The sequence below is a fragment of the Acinetobacter towneri DSM 14962 = CIP 107472 genome (assembly GCF_000368785.1).
GTDB classification, from domain to species: Bacteria; Pseudomonadota; Gammaproteobacteria; order Pseudomonadales; family Moraxellaceae; genus Acinetobacter; species Acinetobacter towneri.
In genome coordinates this window covers 726,427-738,340 of record NZ_KB849690.1, presented here as the reverse complement: position 1 = coordinate 738,340, position 11,914 = coordinate 726,427, and the positions used below count along the sequence as shown (strand labels likewise).

Genomic DNA, 11,914 nt, shown 5'->3' with positions numbered 1-11,914 from the left:
CCCTGCTGTCTTAGGCCGAATGATTCATAAGAATCACAGCACCAGTTACCAAAAGGTTAACAAGCGCCAATGGCAAGCAAATTTTCCAACCAAAGTTCATCACTTGGTCATAACGCGGACGCATTAAAGAACCACGAGCCAAGACAAACATCATCACAAAGAATGCTGTTTTGATAATGAACCAGAAAGCTGCTGGAATGAATGGAATTTCAAGGTTAAACGGCGCTAGCCATCCACCGAAGAATAGAGTCACGATAAGCGCAGAGATCAGTACCACGTTGACATATTCTGCAACGAAGAACATCCCCCACTTCATACCGCCATATTCGACGTGATAACCTTCAGCCAATTCTTGTTCTGCTTCTGGTTGGTCAAATGGGTGACGGTGAGTTACCGCAACACCTGCAACCACGAAAATCAAGAAACCTAAGAATTGTGGAATCACAAACCAAACATCACGTTGCGCTTCAACAATTTCACGCATGTTGAATGAGCCTGCAATTGCAACCACACCCATGAGTGAAATACCCAAGAACACTTCATAAGAAATGGTTTGCGCGGCTGAACGTAAACCACCAAGCAAGGCGTATTTGTTATTTGATGACCAACCACCGAATAACACCGCATACACTGCGATACCTGCCATTGCCATAAAGAACAACAGGCCAATGCTCATGTCTGCCACACCTAAATAAGGTGATACAGGAATAACCATGAACGACAGTACCGCAGTTGCCATTGCAACTGCTGGTGCCATACGGAACGTAAGTTTGTCGGCAAATTTTGGTGTCCAGTCTTCTTTGAACATGATTTTCAGCATGTCGGCAACAATCTGGAACATACCGCCTGGACCTACACGGTTCGGACCATAACGGTCTTGCCATAAGCCCAGTAAACGACGCTCAATAAAAGACATGAGTGCAGCAATCAATACCACAACCAGTAAGATGACAATCGCTTGAATGACTGAATAGGCAATTGGCCAGTTCTCAGCCCACAGCGGCGTCTGACGGATTAATTCTTGTTGCATGAATTACACTCCTACCGCGACTGAAACAGGCTCTGCAAGAGATACCGTTGGTGCAAGACCAATTGGGTAGCCAATATAACCTGTAGGTAAATATTCAATCACTTGTACTGGCAACACGATAGATGTTTCGCCTGCTTGTACAGTAATTGTTTGACCATCTTGTAGATTCAAACGCTGCGCATCCTGCGTACCTACAGCAAATACTGCTTCAGGAATACGTGATTCCATTGCAGGTGTTTTCACCGTAAATTCACCCGATGCAAAAATGTGATGCATTGGAATTAAACGGAAGCTGTCTGGATTAGCAAGTACTGGTGCAGGTGCAACATAGCTACGTGCAGGACGTTTCGCCAAACGGTCGAATAAACGAATACCTGCGTCACCACCTTTTAAGTGACCACCCACGTTGTCTTGGAATTTGTTCCAAGCTTGTGGCGAGTTCCAACCTGCAGACCAAGCAAATGGTACAAGTGCCGCTGGCGTTTGATTACCCACATAACCTTCCATAGAGAATGTTAATGCTGAATCTACATCGACAGGTTGTTTTGGTTCGTGAATGGATAACGGTGCACGCATAGCGGTACGACCTGAGTAACGACGTGGTTCACGCGCAACTTTTAAGCCATGTACACGGAAACCTGCATCTGGTGCAACATCTTGAATTGCTTCAAGTGCTGGAACATTCTTCACTACAGATTCAATCACGTCATCTAAAACAGTCCAAGCAATTGCTTTGCCTTTTAAGCCTGTTTCAAGTGCGTGTAACCAGCGCCAAGATTCTTTAATCGCCAATTCAGGTTTGTAGTAGCTTGGGTCATAAACTTGGAAGAAGCGTTGTGCACGACCTTCCTGACTCACCACCGTACCATCACCTTCCGCGAAGCTTGCTGCAGAAAGTACGATGTTGGCTTTTTGCACAGTTGCAGTTTCAGCATGATCTAACACAATGACATCTTGTGCTTTCGCTAAAGCTGCATCAACTTGTGCTGCAGGTAAACGACGGTATAAGTCATTTTCAACCACAATCACAGCATCGTAATCTTGCGCAAATGCTTGCTCTAAGCTTTGACCACCAAAAATAGCCAAGCCCATTGAGTTCACTTCTGGCACAGTTAAGCTTAAACCTGCGTTTTCACCCAAGTTTTGTGCCACTTGTGCAGCCGCTTCCATAATGGCAGCGTCTAGTAAGCTTGTACCTGAAATCACCAATGGTTTTTTCGCAGCTTTTAACGTGTCAGCAATGGTTTGTGCAAATGCTTTCGCATCGTCATCTAAACCTGTGATCACGTCACCTGCAACCGCAGCAGCAATGGCAAAACCTAAACGTGCGATATCATTTGGAGAAGCAACCACTTCACCTGTTGCGACATCAGCTAAACGAGTTTGCGTTGCAGCCAAAATGTAAATTGGTGATTTTGCATCTTGCGCAATACGTTGCACAGGTTCAGCCAACCAATCTGGCGTACGACGCTCTGCCGCCATTTCTTTGGCTTTGTTTTTCGCCGCTTGACGAACAGACAACGCCATACGTGGTGCAGTTTGGGTTAAATCTTCACCCAAAATTAACACAGCATCGTAGTCTTCAATTTCACGCATACCCGGGTTGTAAATCCCTTCGGTTTGCATGATTGAAGCTGCAAGTTCAACCAAGTTTTGCTCTTTTTGCGATAAACCTGTTGAGTAGTTGTCTTGGCCAACCAACTCACGCAAAGCAAAGTTTGATTCAAGCGATGCACGCGGTGAACCAATACCCAAAACTTTTTTGCCTTGAACTTTGGCAATAATCGTATCAAGTGCAGCATCTACAGAAACGGTTTCTACGCTCGCACCGTTACGGAACTGAGGCTGACGTGGACGATCTTCACGGTTCACATAACCTGTACCGAATCGACCTTTATCGCATAGGAAGTATTGGTTGACTTCACCGTTAAAGCGGTTTTCTACACGACGCAATTCGCCATAACGCTCACCCGGAGAGATGTTACAACCTGAAGAACAGCCTTGGCATACGCTAGGCGCATACTGCATGTCCCACTTACGGTTATAACGCGCAGAGTGAGTTTTGTCGGTGAATACACCTGTTGGACAGACTTCAGTCAAGTTACCCGAGAATTCAGATTCCAAAGTACCTGATTCAGGACGACCAAAGTAAACACGTGATGCGTTGGCATAGACACCAAAGTCTGTACCGCCTGCATAGTCTTTGTAGTAACGCACACAACGATAACACGCGATACAACGGTTCATTTCATGCGCAATGAACGAACCAAGCTCTTGGTTATAGTGAGTACGTTTGGTAAAGCGGTAACGACGACGATCGTGCTGCGTCATTACAGTCATATCTTGTAAATGGCAGTGACCACCTTCTTCACAGACTGGACAGTCGTGTGGGTGGTTGGTCATCAAGAACTCTACAATTGAAGCACGGAACTCAGTTGCTTCCTTGTCTTCAATCGAGATATAGGTATTGTCAGCAGCAGGTGTCATACATGACATCACCAAGCGACCACGAGTATCTTCAGGGTTCGCATATTGGGTCACGGCACATTGACGGCAAGAACCGACAGAACCTAAGGATGGATGCCAACAAAAGTACGGAATGTCGATCCCAAGGCTCAAACATGCTTGCAGCAAGTTTTCCGAGCCATTGACTTCGTACGATTTTCCATCGACATGAATTGTAGCCATAGTCGAATTCCTTAAGCTTGTTCTACGTTGCTAGCTTGAGCAGCAGGACGGCTATTTGCCACTTTTGCTTCAAATTCGCCACGGAAATATTTGAGTGCGCCCATTAATGGCTCCATCGCACCTGGTGCGTGAGCACAGAAGGTCTTACCAATCCACAATTTTTTGGTGAGTTCTTGAAGATGTTGAATGTCTTCTTCTTTCCCTTCGCCATTTTCAATTGCTTTAAGTGCTTTTACAGCCCACGGTAAACCATCACGACATGGGGTACAGAAACCACATGATTCGCGCGCAAAGAATTCTTCTAAGTTACGGGTTGCAGAAACCATACATTGGGTTTCATCGACCACCATAAGCAAACACGTGCCTAAACGTGAACCTGCCTTCATGATGCTTTCTGCATCCATAGGCAAGTCAATGTGTTCTGCTGCCAAGAAGTCGGTAGATGCACCACCCGGTAACCATGCTTTTAGCTTCAAGCCATCACGCATGCCACCCGCATAGTCTTCAATTACTTCACGTGCAGTCGTACCAAATGGAAGCTCCCATAGACCTGGGAATTTCACCTTACCAGAAGCACCGTAAATTTTTGTGCCAGGGTCTTTCGATTTACCTGCAGATAAACCGATATACCACTCTGCACCACGCAACATGATTGCAGGTAAGTTGTTATAGGTTTCTACGTTGTTGACAATCGTTGGACGACCCCATGCCCCTGCAACTTGCGGGAATGGTGGTTTAGTACGTGGGTTAGCACGACGACCTTCAAGCGAGTTAATCAATGCGGTTTCTTCACCACAGATATAACGACCTGCGCCCGTGTGCACGTATAGTTCAAAGCCCCAGTTAGTACCTAAAATGTTTTCGCCCAAATAACCTTTGGCACGAATTTGCTCAATCGCTTCATTTAAGTACTGTGCAGCTTCGATGTATTCGCCACGAATAAAGATATAGCCGTGGGTTGCTTCAAGCGTGTACGCAGCAATCAGCATACCTTCAATCAGTTGGTGTGGAAGTTTTTCCATCAACAAACGGTCTTTGAAAGTACCCGGTTCCATCTCATCGGCATTACAAATCAGGTAACGTGGACCTGAATTGTCGTTTGGTGCCATCAGTGACCATTTGATCCCTGCTGGGAAGCCTGCACCACCACGACCTTTCACTGTCGCAGCTTTAATGACTTCAAGCACATCTTTAGGCGGCATAGAAATCGCTTTCTTAAAGCCTGCATAGCCTTCTAGTGCTTCGTAATCATCTGCATTACGCACGTGCTCTTGCTTGCTTAAACGCCAAGTTAATGGATGCGTTTCTGGGTTACCGTCACCATAAATTGGTCTTGGTTCGGTATTCATACATACTTCTCCAATAACTGTTGCACCGATGTCACCTCAACTAAACCGTGAGTATCTTCATCAATCATCAAGGTTGGACCCTTATCGCAATTTCCTAAACAGCAAATTGGCAATAACGTGAAACGACCATCTGCAGTCGTTTGACCAAACTGAATGCCTAATTCACGCTGGAATGCTTCTGCAAGTGTTTCTGCACCCATCAAAAAGCATGCAATCGAGTCACACAATAAAATCACGTGACGACCTACAGGCTGGCGATAAATACGGTTATAGAATGTTGCGACACCTTCTAAATCAGCAACGCTGATGGTTAGAAGCTGTGCAATCGCATTTAACTGCGCATCATCTACCCAGCCATTACGGCGCTGTACACACTTCAAGGCATCTAAAGATGCTGCACGTGGGTACGGATAATGACCAATGTGATGTTCAATTTCATGGATTTCTTCCGCAGTCAAAATCCCTTCAACATTCACACGTGGCTTTTTATCAGTCAAAATCATCATAATGCGTTTACCCCTTAGCGATCCACGTCTGCCATTACGACGTCAATGGTCGCTAAATAAATGATTAAGTCAGATACCAGACTGCCGTTAATCACAGAAGGCATTTGCTGTAAATGCGTGAAAGTTGGTGTACGAATACGGGTACGGTAACTCATCGTTGACTTATCTGAAGTCAAGTAGTAATTCGATGCACCTTTCACCACTTCTGCCATTACAGATGCTTCACCAGCAGGCATTACAGGACCCCAAGACACGCTTAAGAAGTGCGTAATCAGGGTTTCAATATCTTGTAATGTCTTGTCTTTTGGTGGTGGAACAGCCAATGGATGGTCTGCTTTATATGGACCAGATGGCATGTTATCTAGACATTGTTTGATGATTTTCAATGACTCTTCGATTTCACGGAAGTGAACCAGTACACGTGCGTAAGCATCGCCTTCGTACTCTACAGGTACTTCGAAGTCATAGTTCTCATAACCACTGTATGGACGGTATTTACGCACGTCAAAGTCGATACCTGTTGCACGTAAACCAGTACCTGTCACACCCCAAGCCAAGGCAGATTTCGCATCATACTGCGCTACACCTTGCGTACGACCCATGAATACCGAGTTGCGTAATGCCGCTGTGTAGTATTCATTCATACGTTTTGGCATCCACTCCAAGATTTCACGAATCAGGTGCTGCCAGTTGTTTGGTAAGTCGTGTGCGGTACCACCGATACGGAACCATGCTGGGTGCATACGGTAACCCGTAATGGCTTCAATCGCATCGTAGATTTTTTGACGGTCTGCGAACATATAAAATACAGGGGTCATACCGCCCGCATCCTGAATTGCAGTACCAATGAACAATAAGTGGTTATTGATACGGAATAATTCCGACATCATGACACGAATACATTGTGCGCGGTCTGGCACAGTAATGCCCGCCAGTTGTTCCACACCCATCACATACGGCATGTTTTGGGCACAACCACCCAAGTAGTCCACACGGTCAGTATAAGGAATGAATGAATGCCAAGTTTGACGTTCAGCCATCTTTTCCACACCACGGTGGTGATAGCCGATATCTGGCACACAGTCTTTCACTTCTTCACCATCCAACTGCAAAATTACACGGAACGCACCGTGCGCAGATGGGTGATTAGGACCCAAGTTCAGGAACATGAAGTCTTCGTCTTTATTACCGCGCTTTAAGCCCCAATCTTCAGGCACAAAGCGAAGGTGTTCTTGCTCGAAGTCTTGTTTGGCTTGGTTCTGCATATACGGTGTATATTCCGTTGCACGTGCAGAATACTCTTTGCGTAACGGGTGACCTTCCCAGTATGTTGGCAACAAGATACGACGAAGCATTGGATGCCCTTCGAAGTTGATACCAAACATATCGTAAGCTTCACGCTCGTACCAGTTGGCATTTGGCCAAATGTTGGTTGCTGTTGGAATGTTGAGATCGCTCTCATTCAACGCAACTTTAATACGAATGTCCGTGTTACGCTCAAGCGATAACAAGTGATAGAACACAGTAAAGTCAGACGCAGGTAGACCATCGCGGTGAGTACGCAAACGCTCATCTACCGCAGACAAGTCGAACAACATCACGTATGGACGTGACACTGTACGCAAGAACATTAAAACTTCTTGTACACGTGCGCGCTCAACCCAGACTGTTGGAAAATCTTCAAAAGTCGTTTGCACGTAGAAGTTCTCACCAAATTTGGTTTTGAGCTCTTCTACAATTGCAAATGCTGGGCGTGAATCAACTGCTGTTGATTCTGGCATAGCAATGTCAGTTTCAGCCATTGGCTTGGCTTCCTATTTAATACAAATTCAGTCAACCTAAACGACAACTACACCCGTCGGGTGCATCAATATTTGTACGTTTAAATTATTTAATTTCATCCATAGAGCGTAAGTTTTTCACCGCAATACGCTGCGCATTCTTACGGTCACGTTCTGGCATCATCTTCGGCTTATATACTGGCTTAAGATCATCACCAATCACCGCAGACAACGGACGACGCTCTAATTGAATTTGGTCTTGTAATAACATCAATGCTTGGATTAATGCTTCAGGACGTGGTGGGCAACCCGGAATGTACACATCCACAGGAATGATTTTATCCACACCTTGCACAACTGAATAAATGTCGTACATACCACCTGAGTTTGCACATGCGCCCATTGAGATTACCCACTTAGGCTCAAGCATTTGCTCGTACAAACGTTGAATTACAGGTGCCATTTTCACAAAACACGTACCTGCAACAATCATCAAGTCTGCCTGACGCGGTGAAGCACGAATAACTTCTGCACCAAAACGTGACAAGTCATGCACACCTGTTAAGGTAGTTGCATACTCTACGTAGCAGCACGATGTACCAAAGTTAAACGGCCAAACTGAGTTCTTACGTCCCCAGTTTACTGCTGTATGTGCCAAGTCCTCTAAACGAGTCATGAACACATTTTTATTCACTTCTTCTTCAAGCGGATCGGTTACGATCTGACGCTCTTGAAGTGGATATTGATCAGCATCGGGATTCGCACGGGTTAAGGTATATTTCATCCCGAGTTACTCCTTGTCAGATGAGGTAGTCGCAGATTTTTTTACACGACCAGAGGATTGAGCTGGAATTTGACCGGTAGGGTCCGTTACCAATTCTTCAATTGAGTTAAAGCGTGTGATTTCTGCAAGATCCATATTTGGCGAACCAATTTTAGGTTTAATCCCTGCTGCTTTACGCTTATCAGATGGAGCCCAGTTCAGCGCACCAGTTGATAATTCATAAATTAAGCCAACGAGTAAAACTAAAATAAATACAGCAGCTGTTGCAAAGCCCACCCAACCTACTTCACGAACAGAAGCTGCCCATGCGTATAGATAAAGTGCTTCTAAGTCGAAAACAACGAAGAAAATTGCAACCAAATAGAACTTTGCAGATAAGCGGATACGTGCTCCACCAGCACCTACAACACCCGACTCAAACTGCTCTTGCTTCGCACGCCCCCATGATTTACCCCCAAGGAGTAAAGGAACGGTAAGCATAAAGACGCATAAAAATGTAACGCCGATCACGAAGGCAATAATTGCCCATTCGTATGGAGTAATGGCACTCATGCGGGGATAACTCCTGGCAGGCCTATTTATTAACAAAGAATGTATGTATTGGCCTTCAAATACACCAAACACAAAATTAATCACGCCAATTGTACCTGATTTATGATTTCACTTGCTAGTTCATAAGTCTTAGTCTTTCGGATGATTTTTTATTCAAATACTTGATATTTTAGAATTCCACTACTCCGTAGGGCTCTTAATCGCTTTAACAAATAGATAAGTCAGTTGTGATTATTTTTTCCAAAACACCAATTGAGCGGTTCGTTGCAAAGTTTTTAAATTTATAGAGAGATCATCGCAACTTCAGGTTTCAGCTTAGTTTAAGCCGCACAAAATTTTGTGTAGTTTTTGCAACTTAGACCCTGAGTTTCTTTAATTTTTCACCCAGAGTGTGCTATTCCTAGTAAGCATTAAAAATTTGAATAATAAGGAGTAAACACATGAGCTTAGACTATACCCACAAACCAAATTACTTTATGTTTGCGCAATTATTTATTCGTCATTTGCAAAATTATTTTGAAAAACATCCTGACGCACAAAATGCAATTTTTGACCTGCGTGATATTTACGAGTTATTTCGCCAAGACAAAGCATCTGCCACCATTAATTTAGACGGCATTATGAATATTGCAGATGAATACCGCCTTGAAACCTTACAAGGCGATCAAAAATTAATTAGCCGTTATGCGATTGATCCACAAAACAATTCTTTATTGGTAGATTTTAACCGTGAGGCTTTAGACAGCTTAAAACAAGGCAAAGTAATTTTGCCACCTGATGCAACGCTGCAAGAATAAAGCCGTATAGAATCTGCATTAAAGTGTGTCGCTTAAAACAGCTAACACTTTCATAAAGCACAAAAAAGCGAGCATCTGCTCGCTTTTGAGTATTTATTATCACAAGAACCACATCTAAAATAATTTAGCTTTTACGTGACAATAAAAACTCTGAAATCTGCTGTAACTCTAAGACGGTATCAGTTTTAAAATATGCCAATGCAGCAAAGGCTTGATCGTGCAATTCTTGTGCATAAGCCTGTGCTTTTTCCAAGCCCATGAGTGCAGGATAGGTCGACTTTTCAACTTGTTCATCTTTCCCCGCAGTTTTACCTAACACTTCAGTATCCGAAATAATATCTAAAATATCGTCTTGTACCTGAAAGGCTAAACCAATTGCCTGCGCATATTCACGCAATTGTGGAATCGCTTTATCTCGCCCATCAAACACGGTCACAGCTGCCATCATCACCGCTGCAGAAATTAACGCCCCTGTTTTATTACGGTGGATATTTTCCAAAGTCGCCTGATCCACCTGTTTACCTTCAGACTGCAAGTCTAAAACCTGACCACAGACCATTTTTGAAGAAGCGGTGGCTAAAATTTGCATCTGTTTGAGCACAATGCCTTGATCTACTGCAACAGCCTGATCAAACAAACGACTGCCTAAAATTTCAAATGCCATCGACTGTAAAATGTCGCCTGCCAACAATGCAGTATCTTCACCATACGCCGCATGGCAAGTTGGTTGCCCACGACGCAACAAGTCATTGTCCATACATGGCAAATCATCATGTGCCAATGAGTAGCAGTGAATTAGTTCAATCGCAACCGCAGCGCGGCGTACCGCAGCAAAGTTCTGATTCGGTCTTAACGCTGCGGTGGCATAACACAAGGCAGGACGAACACGCTTACCACCCAACATGACGGCATGATGCACGGCAGACTTTAACGGTTCTGGCAATGCAAAAGCCTCTAAAGCGGTAAGCAAGTCTTGCTGAATACGTTGTTGGGCTGCGGTTAATGCATGCGCCTGTAAATCGTGAAGTGATGACACATTCGCCTCGAGTTGTTGGTTCATGTCTAATAAGCAGTAAGCTGCCTGTGTTGCAGCATTGTACCTGTAATTCAAAGTTTTTTAAGCCTTAACTGAACTGATATAACATTTCAGCCATAAATAAGCCCCTATCGAAATAGAGGCTGCATTTAGTTAATTAGGGTCTGTTCGAAGCAAAACTTATTCTAATGTTTCCGCAGGTACACGCACCCAACCTTCCATTAATACACGTGCACTACGGCTCATCACAGCTTTTTTGACTTGCCATTGTCCATTTTCCTGCACGGCTTGCGCACCCACACGAAGCGTACCTGATGGATGTCCAAAACGTACAGCTTCACGCTCACCCCCGCCCGCAGCCAAGTTGACCAATGTTCCCGGAATAGCTGCGGCTGTACCAATCGCGACTGCTGCTGTGCCCATCATGGCATGGTGTAATTTACCCATCGACAATGCACGTACCAATAAATCGGTGTCCTCAGCCTGAATTTGTTTACCACTTGAAGATACATAACTTTTTGGCGCAGAAACAAAGGCAATTTTTGGCGTATGCTGACGTTTTTCAACTTCAGCAATTTCCTGAATCAGCCCCATTTGTTTAGCACCATAAGCGCGAATGGTTTCAAAACGTGCCAAAGCTTGTGCATCACCATTGATTGCATCTTGCAGTTCTGTGCCTGTATAACCAATTTCTTCTGCATTTAGGAAAATTGTTGGAATACCCGCATTAATAAAGGTCGCTTGGAATGTTCCAATATCTGGCACATGCAAAGTGTCCACCACATTTCCAGTTGGGAACATTGCCCCACCTTCTTCGCCATCATCGGCAGGGTCTAAGAATTCAATTTGTACTTCTGCGGCAGGAAAAGTCACGCCATCCAACTCAAAATCACCCGTTTCCTGCACCTGACCATGCGTCATTGGAACATGCGCAATAATGGTTTTTTCAATATTTTTCTGCCAAATACGTACGGTACAAATGCCATTTTCTGGAATTTTACTGGCATCAACCAAGCCATTGCTGATCGCAAATGCACCGACTGCAGCCGTTAAGTTACCGCAGTTGCCACTCCAATCTACAAATGGCTGATCAATCGAAACTTGCCCAAACAAATAATCGACATCGTGATCGGGTTGAGTGCTTTTGGCTAAAATTACGGTTTTACTGGTACTCGAGCTTGCACCACCCATTCCATCAATTTGTTTGGCATAAGGGTCTGGACTGCCAATCACACGTAATAAAATTTGATCTCTAATTTTGCCTGGCTGCTGTGCCGCTGCAGGTAAATCATCAAGTTTAAAAAATACGCCTTTACTGGTACCGCCGCGCATATAAGTCGCTGGAATTTTAACTTGTGGTGCAAAACGCATGAATTTTATTCCCTTGTTTT

The 11,914-nt window shown here is 44.4% G+C and carries 10 protein-coding genes; 1 reads left to right on the top strand and 9 read right to left on the bottom strand.

All coding sequences use genetic code 11. The annotated features are described in order from the left end of the window. Positions 1-10: 10 nt before the first annotated feature. The 7 genes from nuoH to ndhC form a co-directional block, all read right to left on the bottom strand. The gene (gene nuoH / locus F947_RS10725; protein WP_004975457.1) at positions 11-1,030 is read right to left on the bottom strand and encodes an NADH-quinone oxidoreductase subunit NuoH; all 1,020 of its coding nucleotides are present in this window, start codon (positions 1,028-1,030) and stop codon (positions 11-13) included. A gap of 3 nt (positions 1,031-1,033) precedes the next feature. After that, complete coding sequence (nuoG, locus tag F947_RS10720; RefSeq protein WP_004975455.1) at positions 1,034-3,718, bottom strand: NADH-quinone oxidoreductase subunit NuoG; 2,685 nt, start codon at positions 3,716-3,718, stop codon at positions 1,034-1,036. A gap of 11 nt (positions 3,719-3,729) precedes the next feature. Beyond that, positions 3,730-5,067, bottom strand: a complete 1,338-nt coding sequence (nuoF, locus tag F947_RS10715; protein ID WP_004975453.1) for an NADH-quinone oxidoreductase subunit NuoF — start codon at positions 5,065-5,067, stop codon at positions 3,730-3,732. Then, the gene (nuoE, locus tag F947_RS10710; protein ID WP_004975451.1) at positions 5,064-5,573 is read right to left on the bottom strand and encodes an NADH-quinone oxidoreductase subunit NuoE; all 510 of its coding nucleotides are present in this window, start codon (positions 5,571-5,573) and stop codon (positions 5,064-5,066) included. Before nuoE ends, nuoF begins: the two co-directional genes overlap by 4 nt. A gap of 14 nt (positions 5,574-5,587) precedes the next feature. Next, positions 5,588-7,375, bottom strand: coding sequence for an NADH-quinone oxidoreductase subunit C/D (gene nuoC, locus F947_RS10705; RefSeq protein ID WP_004975450.1), 1,788 nt, complete (start codon positions 7,373-7,375; stop codon positions 5,588-5,590). Positions 7,376-7,460: 85 nt separating this feature from the next. Then, positions 7,461-8,138, bottom strand: coding sequence for a NuoB/complex I 20 kDa subunit family protein (locus tag F947_RS10700; RefSeq protein ID WP_004975447.1), 678 nt, complete (start codon positions 8,136-8,138; stop codon positions 7,461-7,463). Between the two features lie 6 nt (positions 8,139-8,144). Continuing rightward, positions 8,145-8,690 carry an NADH-quinone oxidoreductase subunit A gene (gene ndhC, locus F947_RS10695; RefSeq protein WP_004975445.1) on the bottom strand — a complete coding sequence of 182 codons (546 nt, stop codon included), beginning with the start codon at positions 8,688-8,690 and terminating at the stop codon, positions 8,145-8,147. A 440-nt stretch (positions 8,691-9,130) separates the two neighbouring features. Between ndhC and F947_RS10690 the strand changes: the two genes are divergently transcribed. Continuing rightward, the gene (locus F947_RS10690) at positions 9,131-9,487 is read left to right on the top strand and encodes a hypothetical protein (RefSeq protein WP_004975444.1); all 357 of its coding nucleotides are present in this window, start codon (positions 9,131-9,133) and stop codon (positions 9,485-9,487) included. A gap of 124 nt (positions 9,488-9,611) precedes the next feature. On the opposite strand, the gene F947_RS10685 is transcribed toward F947_RS10690, so the two are convergent. After that, entirely contained in the window at positions 9,612-10,547 is a 936-nt protein-coding gene (locus F947_RS10685; protein ID WP_004975441.1) for a polyprenyl synthetase family protein, read from the bottom strand. Between the two features lie 156 nt (positions 10,548-10,703). Continuing rightward, on the bottom strand, positions 10,704-11,894 hold the full coding sequence (prpF, locus tag F947_RS10680; protein ID WP_004975439.1) for a 2-methylaconitate cis-trans isomerase PrpF: 1,191 nt from the start codon (positions 11,892-11,894) through the stop codon (positions 10,704-10,706). Positions 11,895-11,914 lie beyond the last annotated feature (20 nt).